Here is a 17,609-nt window from a genome sequence, read left to right as displayed (position 1 = left end):
GGGGGGCGATCAGAATTCGTGGATCAGTCGGGCGTGCACACGGGGGTGGCCCTTCTGGGTGGCGGTGGTGGTCTTCAGGGGCCAGGCCACGTCGACGCTGGCGGCCAGGCTCGAGGGCATCCTCAAGCGCAAGCCCAGGCCCGCCCCCGCCACCTGCGTGGGGCTGCCGTCGGATGCGTTCTGCGTGCTGATGCGGCCGGCTTCGGCAAAGCCGTAGGCCTGCAACTCGGAGAAGGCACCGCGCCAGGAGCCATCGTTGCCGCCACCCCAGTTGGGGCCTGACACTTCAAGACCCAGGTGCGAGCCCGAATCCCCCAGGATCTCGGCCTCGTAATAGCCGCGCACGGTGTCAAAACCACCGACCGAGAACTGCTCGGCGCCCACCAGGGGCTGGTTGGCAAACTGCGCGCCCAGGCGCCAGCGGGCTGACAGGCCAGCAGGCAAGGGGTGCGTGTGGGTCGCGTCCACGCGGAAGGCGGCGAAGCTGCCGTCACCCTCTTCGCGCTTGCAGCCGAACTGGTCTTCCTGGCCAAAGCAATCGACGTTGCGGCGCGCCACGCGGCGCTGCGCAAAGGTGCCACCCGCCGTCAGCGTGGTGACCTGCTCGCCGCGAACCCAGGTGGCGCTGTAGTCCATGACCAGAGGGGCATAGCGCAGCGGGCTGGACAAGGTGCTGCCGTCTGCGCCCGCGTTGATGCGCTCGCGCGTGTTTTTGTATTCGAGCCCGATCGTGAGCCCGTGATAGAAGCCCTGCCCCGCCGGCAGGCCCCAGGTGCGCTTGAGCGCCACATTGAAGCCCTTGCCCACCACGTTGGTGCCACCCAGCGGCTGCACCGAGCTGTCGGACACCAGCAACGAGGCCTGCCAGGAGCTGCCTTCGGGCAGCGGGATGAGGTAGTTCAGGCCAAAGGCCTTGCTCTGCTTGGGGTCCTGCGGCGTGACGATGCCGATGAACGACAGCGTGTGGTCTTCCTGAAATAGGTTGCCGTAGCGGCCCATGACCTGCAGGCGCAGCGGGTCGGTGAACTGCACCTGGCGGTTGTTGAGCTCAACCGTGAAGCTCAGCGGCAGCTTGTCGGACACCTTGAGCTCGGCCTCGACCGTGCCGGGCACGGGGCCCGGGCTCAGGATGGGCTGCACGCGGCGATCTTCGGTGCGGTTGAGGTCGGCCAGCTGGGCCTGCGCCACGTTGAAATTGGGCACCTTGCCCGGCGCCAGCTCGCTCACGCGCTCACGGATGAGACCGGGGTCGTGGTACTTGGCTTCGGTCACCTTCAGGCGGCTGATCTGCCCTTCGAGCACGCGCAGGCGCACCACACCTTGGGACACCTCTTGCTCGGGCAGGTCCACGAACACGGTGACGTAGCCGGCGTCCTGGTAGGTCTTCTCGAGTGCGGCGCGCGCGGCCTCGACATCGGCAAAGGCCTTGCCCAGGCCCAGGTAGGGCGTGATGGCGCGCTCGACCGCTTCGACCGGCAGCACGGTGTTGCCATCGACCTCGAACTCCAGCACATCAAAGCGAGCGCCTTGGGGCGACTCGCTGGCTTCAGGTGCCGCGGCAGCGCCGGTCTGGGCCGAAGGCGATGAGGCGATGACAGCCAGGATCAGGCCAAAGGCCAGGCGGCTTGCGATGGGGACGGCGGGGCGTTGGGGCATGGTGCGCGCGAGTGTGGCGACGCGCCGTGAAAGGGTCGTGGAAACCCATGATCCGAATGGCTCAATGACCCCCACCTGGGTGGTCACGCCGAGATGGCCCCGATGAACGATGGCTCGCGAGCAGGCAAAAAGAAACCCGGCGCTGCACAAGGCAGCACCGGGTTGGGAGAACGCGAGCCCTTGCGGGGCTCAGGCCCTCAGACCGATCACTTGACGATGACCAGGGCGTTCGAGGGGTTCGGACGGCTGACGCGGCCGCAGAACTTGTTGACCGAGGTTTCACCAGCGGTGCCAGCGGCCACGAAGGAGAAGGTGGCAGGGCAGTCAGCTGCGAACGGCAGGGTCATCACGCCAGCCTGGTTGGCCACGCTCAGGGCGTTCAGGTTGGTCGACTTTTGAGCGGCCTTGGTGAACTCGACCATGAAGGCACGACCAGCAGCGGAGTTGCCGGTCTTGGCGACCTGAACGGTCGACTCGAACACGTAGTCGTAGAAACCACGCTTGGCGTTGTCACGCGAAGGCTCGGCACCGTCGATGGCGGCGAACTTCCACTTGGCGGTCGGGGCGTTTTCCAGCGACACGTGGCCGATGGCGAAAGCGCCGTTGTCGTTGGCCTTGGCCAGGCAGTCACGCACGTTGCCGGTGGTGGAGCCTTCGTAGATCATCAGCAGGTCGTCGGCAGGCTTGGCGTTGTTGAAGTCGTTGGGGAAGAACGAGTTGTTGGCGTTGTCGGCGGGGATGAGGCCGTCGACGTTGGAACCGTACTCCAGCCAGAAGCGGTTGGCCGAGGTCTGGGTGCCCGAGCCGTTGACGCGGCGGCAGATGTTGATCTGGGTCTTGCCGTTGATGTTGGCGGCGTTGCGGAACAACGGGGCCCAGCCCAGTTCAGGGTTGTAGGTGTTGGACAGCATGGAAGCGATCACGGCCTTGGACACGACGGGGCGGCCGGTGGTGGCTTGGTCGGTTTGCAGGGCGGTGTACAGCTCGTTGCTGATGGCCAGGCCGAAGATGGTCTGCAGCACGCCTTGGACTTGTTGGAAGTCGCTGTTCGACACGTCGGCGTTGGCCGAGAAGTCGATGGGGCTCAGGGGGCGGTTGGCCGAGGGGTTGAAGCCGATGGGCGAGACGTCGGAGACGCCGCCGTCAGGGCGCTTTTGGGCGATGGTCGAGCACACCTTGGTGGTGGCGTTGCAGGTGGCAGCGCTGACGTTCAGGAAGGGCATCAGGCTGTTGGTGGCAACGGGGAACACGCCGTTGCCCGAACCGCCTTGGTCCGACTTCTGGAACAGCACCTTCTTGTTGGCGTAGGCGGCGCCGAAGTCGTTGGTGGCGTTCAGCTCGCAGCTGTAGGCCTTGACGATGTTGCCGTTGACGGTTTCACCCGAGAACAGGGCGGCGTCGTTCAGGTAGATGTCCTGGGTGCCGGACTTGCAGTTCTGGGTGAACAGGCCACCGATGGTGCCCGACAGCGCGGTGGCGCCGGACATGGTGACTTCCAGCAGGCTGCCGTCGGCGCGTGCGGTGTCGATCTGGGCGGGGGTCAGGGCGTGGGCCTGGCCGACGAAAGCGGCCATGGCGGCCAGCGAGAGGAGACGCAGTTTCATGAGAACCTCGTGAGGGTTGGGCAAGGAGCGGGCAGGAGCGGACCCCGGGCGCACGCCCGGGATCAAGGTGAGGGCAAGTTCAGGCCTTGCCCCCTTGGGGCATCACTTGGCGGCGCGGCGGCGAGCGACGGCACCGACCAAGGCCAGACCGGCCAGGGCCAGGGCGTAGCTGCTGGGCTCAGGGATGGCCGAAACGTTGAACACGTAGGCGCCAGCGGCGTTCTTGGTCAGGCGTGCTTCGGCAGCACCGCCGCCTTGGCCGATCAGGGCCGACTCGGTGGCACCGATACCGGAGCTGGTGCTGCTGCGCACGAAGTCATAGATGGCCACCGAGGTGCCGATGGCGGCGCTGGTGTCCACAAAATTGCCGCGGAACGTGGAGCCCAGCAATTCCAGGAAGTAGGCGTTGCCGTCCGTGCCCTTCTGGGCCAGCAGCGAGCCGTTGGCCTCGCCACCCATGCTGACGTTGATGGCCGGCTTCAGGTTCGCGGCATCGAGGTAGTTGCTCTTGATCTGATTCAGCGAATCAGCGATGTTGCCGTTGGTCACGGCCGTGGCGTCGCCGCTCACGGTGGTGATCATGGTGCGGGCAGCAGCCTGAGGACCCGAGTTGTCGCCACCGAAGAAGGTGAAGCGGATGTCGGTGGCGTCACCAGCCAGGGCCAGGAAGTTGTTGAAGGCGGCGTTGGAGCCCAGGTCCAGGGTGTATTCCTTGGCTCCGGTGGCGAACAGGCTGCGGAAGTCGGCCAGCATGATGCCGGTGTCGATCAGCACGGAGGCCTGAGCCTGGGCGCTGTAGACGGTCAGGGACATTTCACCGCCCAGGCCGCCAGCAGCCAGCGGGTCCAGCACGTTGGCGAAAGCGGTGCCGGAAGCGGCCAGGGCCACAGCGGCCACGATGTGTTGCAGTTTCATTGGGGTCTCTCCGTTCAAGGTTAGGCAGAACTTGTGGGTTTCACTCAGGCCCATGGACAACCTGCTCCTGAGTTGCACGAAGTGTGTTGGGGGCGTGTGACATGCGTGCGATCGAACCCGGTGGTTCCCCGTGAGCCGGGCAGACCATGGCGGCTCACCGATGAGCCGAACGGATCACACCGAGGACTCGCCCAGGTGGAAGTTCGCCGCACCCAGCGCGTTCATGCTCATGGCCTTGGCCACGGCCTGCGCGCGGTTGGCCGCGCCCAGCTTGCGCAGGATCTTCTGAACGTGGTTTTTGACCGTCAGCGCGCTGATGCCCAGCTTCTCGCTGATCTGCTGGTTGCTCAGCCCGTCGCGAACCCAGACCAGGATTTCGCGTTCGCGCTCGGTGATGGGCGAGGGCCTGAGAGCGACGCCATTGATCGCAGCCGAAGCCCCAGGACGAGACTGACTCATCTGGCGTTCGGTCACGCACACGCGCTGGTAGGCCAGGTGAACGCAAGGCAGCAGCATGTCCAGCGCCTGCCTGGCGTTGTCTTCGGCATCAGGCCCGGGTTGGCCGAACAGGAAAATGCTCTCGACCTCGTCAGGGCGCCCCGGTCGCGTGAGCCCGTGAACGATGAAGCGGCCATAGCCCAGGGCCACGAGTTCGCTCACCAGGGCGTCATGCGCGGGCAACTGCCGGATGTCCAGCACCACGGCCTGGCCGCGGCCGCGCTGCCAGCTCGTCAACGCGGCCGACACCAGCGCGCTGCGCCGATCGCGCAATGCGCGGGTCACGGGGTCGGGCATGGGCAGGCTGTTGAAGAGATCGAACACCAGCTCGCGTTGATCTCGGTCGTAGCTGCCGCACAGGCTGAGCTTGTGCGGCAACCAGCACTGGAAGTCGCCCTGGGTCCAGACGAAGAACTGGTGCCGGCGGCAGACCTGCGGAGCGGCTTCGATGACGCGAAGGAGCACTTCCGATTGGTCTGGGGCGATGGTTGTGGTCGTCATGGTGTGTGGGGGTGAACCGCAGCAGTCTAGGGACCGCCCGTGACGGTTTCTTGACGAAACCTCCACTCGGCTCAGGGGCGCATCGCCTGGGGTTGGCCCAGCACAAAAGTCCATTGCTCGTAACGAAGCACGCCCTCGGGTGCGTTCAGTGGGCGCGCCGCCGACAGGCTGTGCACCCCCGTGATGCCATCGCCCTCTCGCACCAGGCCCCATTCGGGGCGCCCGGTGATGGGGTCGGGCCAGATGCGCTTGAGGTGGCGCTGCAATTCGCCACTGCGGCGGTCTTCCAGCAGGTCCTCGAGCCGCCGGGGAAGTTGCGACTGGCCCTCGCCCACCGGCACGCTGGCGTAGGCCTCGATGGCCTGGCGGAATTGTTCGCCACGCCAGACCAGCTCGGCCTCGCGCGCTCGGCGGGCATCCAGCACCCAGCTCTGGGCCATGGCCGCCAGCATCAGGCCGGACAGCGCCACCCACCACAGAAGCATCAGGTAGGTGAAGCCGGCCTGGCGCGTGCGAACGCGAATGCGCGCATGCCGATGGGTGGGTCGAAGCACGTGCATGCGCCTGCCCCCAAAGCTCACCAGGCGCTGTAAGGGCGGCCGTCTTGCGCCCGCCCAGCCGCACCGCTGCGCACGTCGGCCACCTGGCCGGGCACGGCGCTGTCCGGGCGGGCGGGGAGCATCTGCCAGCTGTCTCGGCGACCGGTGATCGGGTCCTCGGGCACCTGCCTGAGGTAGCCCAGCTGCACCATCTCGTCGAGCGATTCGGGGTAGCGGCCCCTGTCGGCCGCGTACTTGTCGATGGCGTCGCGCATGACGTTGAGCGAAGTCTTGAGCGAAGCCTCGCGGGCGTTGTCCACCGTGCGCACGTAGCGGGGCGCGACGATGCTGGCCAGCAGACCCACGATGGCCAGCACCACGATGAGCTCGATGAGGGTGAAGCCGCGATGGCGGTTTCGGCGTCTTGCGGGGCGCATGCGATCGCTCCTCACCACTGCCGGTAGGGCTGGCCGTCCAGGCCCACGCCCGGCGTGCGCGAGGCCACATCGAACACATCCGCCCCGGCAGCGGGCGCATCGGGCGGGCTGGCGTAGCTGCGCGTGGCCCAGGTCTGCGCGGCGGGCAGCTGTGGGTCGGCAAAGGGGTCGCGCGGCAAACGGCGCAGGAAGTAGATGCGCTGACCTGTCGGGCTGCTGGCGTCCGGCACGCCTTGAACGAGCGCATCCAGGCTGGTGGGGTAGCCCGAGGCGTCGGCTTTTTTCTCGATGCGCCCGGTGTCCCAGGCGCGTTTGTGTTCGTCGATGGCCATGCGCAGCGTGCGCAGGGCCTGGCGCAACTCGGCCTCCTGCCCACGGCGCTTGTTCAGCGCCGCCAAGGGCATGGCCGCGCTGGCCAGGATGCCCACGATCATCACCACCACCACCATCTCGATGAGGGTGAAGCCAGCATGGGCTGATCGCCGCTGGGCCGTGGTGTGGTGGGGCGATCTGCGCATGGGCACAGCTTTCAGCGATCAGGCTGCGATCCAGCCGGGCCGCCTGCGTCCGCTGCATCGGGGGGCGCGCCCGCACCGGCATCCTGAGGCTCACCCGCGTCGGCCAAAGACGGCTCGCGCACCTTCAGGCGCAAGGGCTGTCCGCCCGAGTCCAGCGTGACCTCGGTGTCGGACGAGCGCACGTCCTTGCGGGCGCGCAGCATCACAGGGGCCGAGCCACGCGGGGGCACGGTCAGCGCGATGCGCCCCGACTCGCCACCCGGCGCCACGATGCTCAGCACGCTGGCATCCACCAGCACGCTGGTGCTCAGCGGCTGGTCGCCAGGGTTGTGCACCATCACCTGGAAGGAAGCGCCCGACATCACGACCTCGGGCCCGCTGATGCCTTCTTGCGGTCCGCCAGCGGGCGTCGCCGATCGACCCGAACCAGCTTGCACGGCCGACAGCGAGGTCGACATGCCGCCGCGCGCCTGCATCGTGCTGGCCTTGGCCCCGGGTCGCAGGCTCAAGGGCGCCAAGCCCGGTTGCGCCTCGGTGCCCGACGGCAGGAAGCCCGCGGTCGACGTCGGTTGCATGACGTTGCGCACGATGCGCGGCGTGATCAGCAAGATGACCTCGGTCTTGTCGCGCGTGTCGATGTCGGTGCCAAAGAGCTTGCCCAGGCCGGGGATCTGGTGCAGGCCGGGCAAGCCGGTGGAGGTGCGGCTTTCGCTGTCGTTGAGTAGGCCGGCGAGGATCTGCGTTTCGCCATCGCGGATGCGCAGCGTGGTCGAGGCCTGTCGCGTGCCGATCTGGTAGGCGATCGAGCCTTGCGGGCCGGTCACCTCGTTGGTCACACTGCTGACCTCGAGCGCCACCTTGATGGTGACGTCGTTGTCGAGCTGAACCTGGGGCTCGATCTCGAGCTTGAGGCCCACATCCAGGTAGGTGACCGAGGCAGAAACGCCCACGTTGGCGGTGGACGTGGTGGTGAACACCGGGCGCTTTTCACCCAGCAGCACCTTGGCCTTCTCGCGGTTGCGCGCGCGGATGGTCGGGTTGGCCAGGATGTTGCTGCTGCCGCGCGTGCTGCGCAGATTGGCCACGGCCACGGGGTTGGGCACCAGCCAGCTCAGGCCGCTGGCCGACGAGACCGTGCTGACCGCGCCAGGCAAACCATAAGAGGCCGAGGCGGGCAGGTCGATGCCCACTTTGTCGAGCACCTTGCTGGAGACCTCCATGACCTCGAGCTCGAGCACCACCTCGGGCTCGGCCACGTCCAGGCCCTGGATGAGGCGCTCGATCAGGCGCACGACCTCGGGCGTGTCGCGCACCACCATCATGTTCAGGCGCTCGTCGATGAAGACATCGCGCGTTTTGGCCACGGTGCGCACCAGGGCCTGGGCCTGCTTGGGGTCGGTGTTGACCAGGTAGAAGGTGCGCGTGACGGTCTCGAGCACGTCGCGGTTCTTCTGCTGCGTGGCCGGGAAGACCTGCACCGTGTTCTCGTTGAGCAGGCGGTGGCCAAGTTGCTGCGTGCTCAGGATGACCCGCAAGGCCTCTTCCACCGAGATGTTGCGCAGAAAGACCGTGGTCTTGGCGTCACCCCGCACATCCTTGTCGAAAACGAAGTTGAGGTTGGCCGCGCGGGCCAGGGCCTCGAACACCGTCTTGAGCGGGGTTTCACGGAATTCCAGCGTCACGGGCTTGACACCCGTGCCCAGCGTCAGCGTGGCCTGCTGGCGCACCTGCTCCTGGCGACGTGACTCGATGTCGCCCAGCAGGTCACGCGCTGCGGGGTGGCCTGCGTCTTCGGCCAGCAGCTCGCGCAAGGTGGCTTCGGCGCGATCGAGCCGCCCCGCTTCGATGGCTTGGCGGGCCTCGCCCAGTCGCAGCGTGTGACGCTGCCTGCGCTGCACCTCGGCCTGCAAGGCGAGCGTGCGCGGGTGCTGCGGAGCCACGGCCTGCAGGCGATCCAGCAAGCCGCGTAAAGCCGACTGGCTCTCGTCGCTGCGACCTTGGGGGGCCTGGGCCAGCAGCTGGTTCACCGCCCGCTCGCGGGCCTGGATCAAGGCCAGGCGCAGGCGGGCGTCGGCTGGGTCCTGCAAGCTGGCTTGCTCGAGGCGCTGCACCGCGGCTTCGTGTTGCCCGAACCGGGCCAGTTCATCGGCCTCGCTCAAGGCCTGAGGACCGGCACAACCTGCCAGCAGCGTCACCGCCAACAGGATCGGAAAAATGGAGTCACGCATGTTCATTTCATGGCCACCGTCTGGCTCTGCTGAAGCGGCAGGTAAGTCAGCCGCATGAGCCGCTCCTGGATCTGGTCAACGCGCCACTGCCCTTCGATGACATCGCCCTCGCGGGCCACCCAGGTGGAAACCGGGCCACTGATGACGGCACGGCGCAGGGCCTTCTTGCCATCCATGGCGTCGTCATCGAAGCGGCCCACCCACTGGTGCGGAAAGGGCGGTGCCACGGGGGCGGCGTCCACGGCTCGCGCCTGCCTGGGTGCCGGCGGCGCAGGCGGCACGGCCGCAGCCCAGGCCGATGGGGTGGTCGCGCTCATGGCTCTCGGCGGCGGCAAAGCATCGACCTGCACGCGCTGCGCCTGAAGGGCCTGCACGCGATCGACCAACCAGGCTTGCGTGGCTGCGGGTTCGGTGTCACGGACTTCGGGCCGAACTTCAGGCCGAGCCCCTGCTCGCGGCCGCTCGGCCACCTGGATGTCACCGGTGTCTTCTTCGCCCTGCTGCAACCACAAGGTCGCAGCCAGCGCCACCGCCAGGGCGATCAGCAAGGGGGGCCTCATGGCGCCTTTCCCCTCAGCGATGACGCCGACTGCCGCCACCACAGCGACAGGCTCACCTGCGCACGCACCTGGTCGGACTGCACGTCGCTGCGCTGGATGTCGATGGCGTCCACGGTCAGCCCGGTCTCGCGCTGCAGGCGATCGAGCCAGGTGCGCAAGGCGGGGTATGGCACCTGCACCGGCATGGTCATGCGCTGGCGCCACAAGCCGCTGGTCGCGGTGTCAGCACCAGCTGGTGCCAGCCACTTCACGGCTTCGCCTTGCCACTGCACTGACTGCAAGGGCACACCCACTTGCGCGGCCGAGTCCAGCACGCGCGCCTGCCGAGCCATGCGCTGGCCTTCATCGGGCAGGCTCGACCACAGGCTGGCCCAGGCCTTAGGCGGCTCATTACGCCGATCGGCCTCTGAGGCGACCGCGCTGCCTGGCGTGGCCCGAGCGATGAGCCCGTGCCGCAGGCGCCGCACATCGGACTCGGCCTGCGCCAGCGCCTCGTGGCGCCTGGGCAGCTCCAGTTGCGTGAACCAGGCGCAGGCCAAGAGCAGCGCGGCGCCCATCAGGCCGGGCCAGCCCAACTGGCGCAACCAGCGGGGCGCTTGCACCGCCCGAGCCCGAGCCGCCGCAGCATCGGTTGGCGATGGCGACATCGGCGACGCGTGTGTGGAAGCGCTCATGGCTGCCCTCCGCCCGAGCTCACGTCGATGCGCCAGGACAGCGTCCCGCGTTCGCTGGGCACCGGCTGAGGCAGCGCATCGCGCCTTTGCAACTCGGCTTGCGGGCCCAGCTCTTGAACCCATTGCAGCGCCGTGGCGTCATCGGGCACGGCCGCCTGCAGGCGCCAGGCCAGCGGCTGCCCTGCGCGGGCACCCCATGCGCTCAAATCCACTTGAAAACCCGTCAGCGAGATGCCGCGCTGGTGCGCCGTGGCGTCGGCGTGATCCAGCGCAGCAGCCCAGGGGTGCCCCAACCAGGCCGCGAGTTGCGCCGCCGAACGCCAGCCATCAGGCTGCAGCACCGGCGCCTGCGCCTGGGATGACACCTTCACCGCCTGATCCGCCGACGACACGGCCGCGGCGCTTGGCTTGGCCCGGGCGTGCGCCTGCAGCCTGCTCAGCTCGGCTTGGGTGGCTTGTTCGCTGTCCACCAGCTGCGAGGACAAGTCCATGGCGTGCACCACCGCGATGGCCCCCAGGGCCAGCAAAGCCCAGGACCAAAAGGACGTGCGCACGCGCGGGCCGCTGAAATTCAGCGACTCGGCCCAGTCCACCTGATCAGCCCGGCCGCGCCAGCCGGCCCGAGCTGCAAACGGCTGCTGGCTGAGCGCTTGAGCCGCATCGGCCGCTTCAGTTGCACCGCCCACATGAGCGATGTCCGATGCATCGAACACGAGGTCTGCCGCCTCGGTGCGATCCAGCGGGTCAGCCGCCACGAAGGCCAAGGAACGCAACACCCATCGCCCCGACTCGGCGCTCACCCGGGCTTGGGTCTGCCAGGCCCCTTCGCGCCAGACCCAAAGGCGCGTTGCCTGCCCATCGGTGGGTGGCGGCAGATCCCGCCAGGCGCTGGCCAAGGACCCGGCCCACCAGGGCTGCAGGGCGCGCAAGGCCAGGCCATGTCGACGCGCCACCGCTTGCAGACCCTGGGCGAGCGCACTCGGCACAGCGCATGCCACGGCCACGGGTGCCTGAACCTGATCCAGCGAGGTCTGCACCAGCCAGTCGGTGTCAAAGCCCCCTGCGGGCAAATCAAGGTAGTGCGCCCAACGCTCGGTTGCCCGCTCGCGCAAGGCCTGCGCATCGGTCAGGTCGCCATCGGCCCGCATCAGCAGCACATGCGACGACAGCGACAGCTCAACGGCCGCGCCTTCATGGGCCGCAGCCCATTCATCAAAGGCCTGGGTGAGCTCGGTGATCGCATGGGCCCCACCGCTTGCTTGCACATCGGCCGGCAACATCAAGGCCAGCGGACTGCGCCAACTGGCCATGCGATGGCGCCAGCGCCGCAGCAACCGGGACACGCCCGAACGCGCCGACGAGAAGGTGTCCACCTCGGCCGTTGCAGGGATGTGGGTGGGCGCGTTCATTCGACCAGCGTCACGCGGTTGAGTTCGTCGATGGTGGACTCGCCACGCAGCACGGCCGCCAGCGCCGCTTCGCGCAGCAGCCGCGTGCCACTGGCGCGCGCGTGCGCCTTGACCTGCGTCAGCGGTGCGCGCGCCACGATGAGATCGCGCAAGGTGTCGTCCATCAGCAAGATCTCGGCGATCGCCTGGCGGCCTCGGTAGCCGGTGCCACGGCAATGCGTGCAGCCCACCGCGCGCATGAAGCGGCCGTTGGCGTCCAGCGGCAGTTGCGCGGCACGCAGATCGCTCGCCGAGGGCTGCCACGGCTGGGCGCAGTGCGTGCACAGCTTGCGCATCAGGCGCTGCGCCACCACGCCGTTGAGCGCCGAGACCATGTTGTACAGGTCGACCCCCATGTGCATGAAGCGGCCCACCACGTCGAAGACGTTGTTGGCGTGGATCGTGGACAGCACCAGGTGACCAGTGAGCGCGGCCTGCGAGGCGATCTGCGCGGTTTCGGCGTCGCGGATCTCACCCACCATCACGCGGTCGGGGTCGTGGCGCAGGATGCTGCGCAGGCCGCGCGCGAAGGTCAGGCCCTTTTTCTCGTTGACGGGGATCTGCACCACGCCGCCGAGTTGGTACTCCACCGGGTCTTCGATGGTGATGATCTTGTCGGCGCCATCGTTGATCTCCTGCACCACGGCATACAACGTGGTCGTCTTGCCGCTGCCCGTGGGACCGGTCACCAACAACAGTCCGTAAGGCTTGCGCGCCAGGCGGCGCACCACGGCCGCGTCATCGGCTTCAAAGCCCAGGCCTTCTAGGCTGAGCGCCTGCTGCTCGGCCGCCAGGCGCGAGCGGTCGAGGATGCGCAGCACCGCGTCTTCGCCAAAGCTGCTGGGCATGATGGAGACGCGAAAGTCCACCTCGCGCACGCCGTCTGCCCCGGCATTGGCAGACTGCTGCACGCGCAGCTTGAAGCGCCCGTCCTGCGGCAGGCGGCGCTCCCCGATGTCGAGCTCGGCCATCACCTTCAGGCGCGAGACCAGTTGCTCGGCCACTTCGCGCGAGCCGATGTCGCCCACGTGCACCATCACGCCGTCCAGGCGGTGGCGGATGACCATGCCCTGCGCGGTGGATTCGAGGTGCAGGTCGCTGGCCTGGGCCTTGAGCGCGTCGAACAAGGTGGCGTCCAGCAGGCGCACCACGGGGCTGCTCTCGCGCGAAATGGTGTCCACCGACAGGGCCTGGCCCGCCTGACCTGACGCGGCGTCCGCTGCGGAAGCGATGGGCAACAAGGTGCCCCGGGCCTCGAAGGCCTGCTCTCCACGCGCCAGCCACAGGCCGAGCGCATCCTCGTCGACCTCGCGCCAGCGCAGCGGTGCGGCCACGGCGCGGCTCACTGCTTCGCGCAACAACGCGTTCGAGGCATCGCGCGCCAGGGCCCATGCCCCCCCCGCCTCGTCCCGCACCACCACCGCCTTCAGGCGCAAGGCTCGGTTGAGCGGCCAGGCCCGCCAATCGGGTTGCCAGGCCAACATGGTGTCGGCGGCCACCTCGGCCATCACCTGGTCGACAGGCCCCGCCGCTGCATGGGCGGGCGGTGGCAAATCCGTCGATGCGCCTTGCGCAGGCTGGAGTTGGGCGTTCACTGGATCTGCTCCGCCACCTGGAAGATGGGCAGGTACATCAGCACCACGATGCTGCCGATCAGCACACCCATGATCAACATCAGCGCCGGGCTGATGACCTTGCCCACCCACTCGGTGAAGCGCGCCAGCTCTTCGTCGTAGAAAGTGGCGGCTCGCTCGAGCATCGGGCCGAGTTCGCCGGTCTGCTCGCCCACGCGGATCATGCGCAACGACACCGGCGTGCACAGGCCGTTGGCTTGCAGCGCATCCGACAGGCGCGTGCCCTCCTGCACCTTGCGCCGCGCGCTCACCAACGAGGGCCGCAGCGACGGGCCCACCAGCTCCAGCGTGGCCTCCAGCGCCGGCACCACGGCCACCCCGGCCTGCAGCAGCAAACCCAGCGTGCGGTACAGCGAGGCCAGCTCGATCAAACGCAAGCGCGGCCCGATCACCGGCGTGCGCCAGAGCCGATCGGCCGCTGCAGCGCGCACCGAAGGCGAACGCCAGGCCGCCAGCGCCATCACCACCAAGCCCACCAGCCCCATGACGAACCACCAAGGGTGCGCCCCCACCGCCGTGCCCAGCTTGAGCAGCAAGCCCGACAGCACCGGCAGCTCGCCACCCATGCCCTCGTAGATTTCGGCAAAGCGCGGCACCACGAACACGGTCAGGAAGGCCATCACCAACAGGCTGGCCGAGATCAGGATGAGCGGGTAGATGGCCGCGCCCACCAGCTTGTCGCGCAAACCCGTCACCCAGGCCAGGTAAGCGGCGTGCTGGCGCAGCGCCTGCGGCGTCTGGCCGGTGCGCTGGCTGGCTTCGATGGAAGCGATCAACAGCGTGCTGAAGGCCTCGGGCTGCTCACGCATGGCCTGCGCCAAAGGGCGCCCTTCGGACAGCGCCATGTTCAGCCGCGACAGCACCCGCGCCACATCGGGCGACGACTCCTTCTCGCGCAACGTGGCGATGGCCTCGAACAGCGGGATGCCGGCGTCCAGCAGCACGGCCAGCTCCTGGCAGAACAGGCGGCGCGGGAAGGCCACCTGGCGCCCGGCCAATGGCTGCTGCCACCAGGGCTGCTTCGTCGCGCCACGCTGAGCGTGCGCAGTTTGGGTGGGGCGGTTCATCGGCAGGCCTGCACTCACCAACTGGTGATGTCCTGGTCTTCGCCACCACCGCCTTCGCGGCCATCCTTGCCCAGCGTGAACAGGTCGTACTCGCCATGCTCGCCGGGTGCGCGGTAGCCGTAGTCGCGGCCCCACGGGTCCTTGGGCGGCGCCTTGCGCAAATAGGGCCCCCACCAGCGCGTCTCGCCAGCGGGCTGCACCCACAGCGCGCCCAGACCTTGTTCGGTGCTCGGGTAGCGGCCGGTGTCCAGGCGGTACTGGTCCAGGGCCTTGCTCAAGGCATCGACCTGCGCCGTGGCCGTCTTGCTCTCGGACTTGCCGATCTGCTTGAAGAACTGCGGCCCCACATAACCTGCCAGCAGGCCAATGATGACCAGCACCACCAGCAGCTCGAGCAGCGTGAAACCCAAGTGACGACTCGCATGCCCCCTCGCATGAGCCACGCGTGCAACCGAACCCGTCACCGACCGACCGGCAACCGAAACAACAGGGACGAGTTCAGCCTGCACCCCACAGCGGGGCGCTTGACGCGTGATCATCGGGACAATCCTTCCTGCGCTGGCCCGAGGCCTGGAGTGGGCCCGGTCAACGCGACAGGCGTGATCCTATTGGCCCATCCCTGACAGCTTTGTGACAACGCAGCTCCCGATCGTTTTTTTAAGGATGGGTGCTCAAGCATTGAGATATGAGACAAAGCCGCCCACACAGGGCTCCGCCCCGGTTTTCAAGTTCACACAAAATCTCAGCGCGGATGCGCTGCACGCCGACGCAGTTCTATTTCTGCCTCAGCACTAGCCGCGCCATTTTTAAAATCCGCGACTTTGCTGAGTTCAGCCAAACACAATCCCCTCAAATGGTTGTTGTCGGTCTTTTTGACAAGCCAACTGAATCCATGTACCGCCAAACACTGAACCTTGCTGGCCGTTGATTTGCTCGCAAATGTCTTGAAAAAATCAAAGACTACCGAACCATCACCAATCTCGACAAGAAGCTCCACACTCAAAATTGAGGCCGCCTCATCAGAAAAAAGCCCGAACGTTGATTTTAAAATACTCACAAAACACCCGCACTGACCCTCATCCAACAAATCGACATTATATTCAAATATTTTCAGCAAAAAAACAGAATCATTCAGCCCATGCAACCGAGTATCTTGAAGAACGTCAATCAAGCCAGAAAAAATATCTGGCGAGAACTTGGCCTCATCAAATATTTCAGAATCCAACTGATTGCACGCACTGACAAAATCTGCACCTCCACTGTCCAGAGAATTAAAAATCCCGGACACGGGGCCTTCAAATTTACTCATAACCACCTCACATCGAAAAGGCCCTGACTAGCGGCCTTGCGCAGCCAATCCGCCTATCGCAACACCGATGCTACAGGGCACGCACATCGAAACACCAGCCGCCGCTGCCGCCGCCGCTGCCGCTGCCACTTCACCATTAGACAAATCCGTAGCGGTCCCGCTTCCCGGAGAACCATACGGCGCGGCCGGAGCAGGAGGTGCCGGCGGCCCTTTACAGTATGCATCGTATAGAGCCTTTTGGGCCGCAAGATTCGCTTTGTCGACATTTATAAGCTTACGATGCCCTCTTCTGCTCAGACTAGGAAGCAAATCATCCCCAGGACAGGCTTCTGGAAGATTCATCGGATTTTCCTTCAACTCACCAACACGTTCATTAATTTTATTCTGTATGTTATCAACTCGTTCTTTTTGCCTTTTGCACCAGGATTGATCACCACGCGCCAAACCTGCGGAGTCTGACAAATTAATCGGATTGCCGTCGACATATGCGTATAAGTTATCCCCACCCGCCTCCTCAATCGGATCCCTGCTCAACCACCGCATCGCCCGAGGATCGTAGGCCCGATACGTTGCCAAGTACAGCCCTGACAGCCCGTGCCAATACAGCCCGGCGTAGCCCTTGCTCAACCCGCCATTCGTCGGCAACTGGCAGTCGGCAACCAGCACGCACTTGATGTCCTTCGCGCGGCCGTGGCTGTCATAGTCGATGCCGGCCAACCACTTGCCCGTCGTGCCGCTGTAAACGTGGCGCACATTGCCCAAGTGATCTTCACCGTACACCAGCGCGCGGCCAGCGTTGACTTCACCCCGGTCACCGTGCTGCAGCACCCGCACCTTGTTGGTGGTGTCCATCACGGCGCAGATCTCGTCACCACACCAGCGGTAGCGCCGTGTCACGCCGTTCTCTGTCAGCTCGGCGCGGCGGTTCCAGCCGTCATAGCGCCAGGTGGACACGCTGGGCGAGGTGCGCGCGGCCCGGCGCACCAGGCGATCCAGGCCATCCCAGGTATAGGTGGATGCCTGGTCCATCAGCACATTGCCGTTCAGGTCATGCGTGCGGCTGCCGCCATCCTGGCTCGTTGCCTGGTTCAGTTGATTGACCTGGAACGTGGCGGAGGGCTCGAAGAACGAACCTGGCGTCGATGCAGCCGGGATCTTCACGATGTTGTCAGCCGCATCGCGCTGGTACTGCGTCATGGACACCCCAGGCGTGCTTGGATCCGAGCTGGACTCGGCTTTGGAAATCAGCCGATCTGCCAAGTCATACCCGAAGACCTGATCCCGACTGTTCTGAGGTGACCCGCTACTGGTGGACAGCAAACGAGTCACTTGCCCCAACGGGTTGCTCTCATACGAGAACACGTGCCTGGGCGATCCACCGATAATTGGGGAGGTCAGGCCCGTGGGGACGGGATGCGTGATCTTCGAGAGCCGTCGGTCGGCTTCGTTGTCGCCGTAGTCAAACGTGGAAACGATGCCGCCAGGAGCCGTGCGGCGCGTGACCTGAGCTGTGTCGCCCAGGTACTCGTAGCTGAACACCCCCAGCTTGGCCAGCGACTGCTGCAAAACACGCCCCAAGGCGTCATAGGCCCAGGTGCTGGTGTCCGTGCCATCGGCCGACTGGACGCTGCGCGATGACAGGCGCCCCAGTTCGTCGTAGGTGTGGCAGATGGCGTTATTGGCCCATGCACCGCTGTCGCACTTCAACTGAAGCGCACCGTTGGTACCTGGGGGCACGTAGTCGTAGGTGGTCGTGCCAATGGCGTCGACCATCTGCCGAACACGGGGGTAGTAGCTGTCCCAAGTGAATGTGGTGTCAGGGGTTGACTGAGTGGCACCCGTCACCTTGATCGACGCGACCTTGTCGTCTTTGGTGTAGCCCCAAGTGTCACGGATCGCCGTAATGGAGCCAAGGATGTTCGGCGTAATGGAGCCAGTTTCTGGCTGCTGAACAGGGCTCCCGAGGGGGTTGAGGAACGGGGTTATTTTGCCGCTTTGGCGGGGGTGGATTTGACGCTGCC

General features: G+C 66.2%; 16 protein-coding genes. All 16 read right to left on the bottom strand.

What is annotated here, in order from left to right:
- Positions 1–9: 9 nt before the first annotated feature.
- Positions 10–1,656, bottom strand: coding sequence for a ShlB/FhaC/HecB family hemolysin secretion/activation protein (locus tag ABG80_RS04655; RefSeq protein ID WP_058086597.1), 1,647 nt, complete (start codon positions 1,654–1,656; stop codon positions 10–12).
- A 206-nt stretch (positions 1,657–1,862) separates the two neighbouring features.
- A complete protein-coding gene (locus ABG80_RS04650) occupies positions 1,863–3,260 on the bottom strand; it encodes a hypothetical protein (RefSeq protein WP_058086596.1) in 1,398 nt (465 codons plus the stop codon).
- A 102-nt stretch (positions 3,261–3,362) separates the two neighbouring features.
- The gene (locus ABG80_RS23370) at positions 3,363–4,175 is read right to left on the bottom strand and encodes a PEP-CTERM sorting domain-containing protein (protein WP_058086595.1); all 813 of its coding nucleotides are present in this window, start codon (positions 4,173–4,175) and stop codon (positions 3,363–3,365) included.
- Positions 4,176–4,349: 174 nt separating this feature from the next.
- Positions 4,350–5,174: a LuxR C-terminal-related transcriptional regulator gene (locus tag ABG80_RS04640; RefSeq protein ID WP_058086594.1), complete on the bottom strand. Its 825-nt coding sequence runs from the start codon at positions 5,172–5,174 to the stop codon at positions 4,350–4,352.
- Positions 5,175–5,245: 71 nt separating this feature from the next.
- Complete coding sequence (locus tag ABG80_RS22475; protein ID WP_160322443.1) at positions 5,246–5,728, bottom strand: type II secretion system protein; 483 nt, start codon at positions 5,726–5,728, stop codon at positions 5,246–5,248.
- A 23-nt stretch (positions 5,729–5,751) separates the two neighbouring features.
- Positions 5,752–6,150, bottom strand: coding sequence for a type II secretion system protein (locus ABG80_RS04630; protein WP_058086592.1), 399 nt, complete (start codon positions 6,148–6,150; stop codon positions 5,752–5,754).
- 11 nt (positions 6,151–6,161) lie between these two features.
- Entirely contained in the window at positions 6,162–6,668 is a 507-nt protein-coding gene (locus ABG80_RS04625; protein WP_058086591.1) for a type II secretion system protein, read from the bottom strand.
- An 11-nt stretch (positions 6,669–6,679) separates the two neighbouring features.
- Positions 6,680–8,896: a secretin N-terminal domain-containing protein gene (locus tag ABG80_RS04620; RefSeq protein ID WP_152987464.1), complete on the bottom strand. Its 2,217-nt coding sequence runs from the start codon at positions 8,894–8,896 to the stop codon at positions 6,680–6,682.
- Positions 8,897–8,898: 2 nt separating this feature from the next.
- Complete coding sequence (locus ABG80_RS04615) at positions 8,899–9,456, bottom strand: hypothetical protein (protein WP_152987463.1); 558 nt, start codon at positions 9,454–9,456, stop codon at positions 8,899–8,901.
- Complete coding sequence (locus ABG80_RS04610) at positions 9,453–10,130, bottom strand: hypothetical protein (protein WP_152987462.1); 678 nt, start codon at positions 10,128–10,130, stop codon at positions 9,453–9,455. Before ABG80_RS04610 ends, ABG80_RS04615 begins: the two co-directional genes overlap by 4 nt.
- A complete protein-coding gene (locus ABG80_RS04605; protein WP_058086587.1) occupies positions 10,127–11,539 on the bottom strand; it encodes a pterin-binding domain-containing protein in 1,413 nt (470 codons plus the stop codon). Before ABG80_RS04605 ends, ABG80_RS04610 begins: the two co-directional genes overlap by 4 nt.
- Positions 11,536–13,173 (bottom strand): GspE/PulE family protein, encoded by a 1,638-nt coding sequence (locus tag ABG80_RS04600; protein WP_058086586.1) that lies wholly within the window; start codon positions 13,171–13,173, stop codon positions 11,536–11,538. The genes ABG80_RS04605 and ABG80_RS04600 overlap by 4 nt, the downstream gene beginning before the upstream one ends.
- Positions 13,170–14,279: a type II secretion system F family protein gene (locus ABG80_RS04595; RefSeq protein WP_058086585.1), complete on the bottom strand. Its 1,110-nt coding sequence runs from the start codon at positions 14,277–14,279 to the stop codon at positions 13,170–13,172. Before ABG80_RS04595 ends, ABG80_RS04600 begins: the two co-directional genes overlap by 4 nt.
- Positions 14,280–14,293: 14 nt before the next feature.
- The gene (gene gspG, locus ABG80_RS04590) at positions 14,294–14,818 is read right to left on the bottom strand and encodes a type II secretion system major pseudopilin GspG (RefSeq protein ID WP_083505816.1); all 525 of its coding nucleotides are present in this window, start codon (positions 14,816–14,818) and stop codon (positions 14,294–14,296) included.
- Between the two features lie 203 nt (positions 14,819–15,021).
- A complete protein-coding gene (locus tag ABG80_RS21875; protein ID WP_152987461.1) occupies positions 15,022–15,588 on the bottom strand; it encodes a hypothetical protein in 567 nt (188 codons plus the stop codon).
- A gap of 27 nt (positions 15,589–15,615) precedes the next feature.
- Positions 15,616–17,609, bottom strand: a 1,994-nt coding sequence (locus ABG80_RS04585; protein WP_160322442.1) for an RHS repeat domain-containing protein, incomplete at its 5' end; no start/stop codon positions are given.

Origin of the sequence: Aquabacterium parvum, assembly GCF_001447195.1 — a bacterium.
Taxonomy (GTDB): Bacteria; Pseudomonadota; Gammaproteobacteria; order Burkholderiales; family Burkholderiaceae_C; genus Aquabacterium; species Aquabacterium parvum.
Note: the sequence above shows the minus strand (reverse complement) of the source record. Positions and strands in the feature narration are given on the sequence as shown.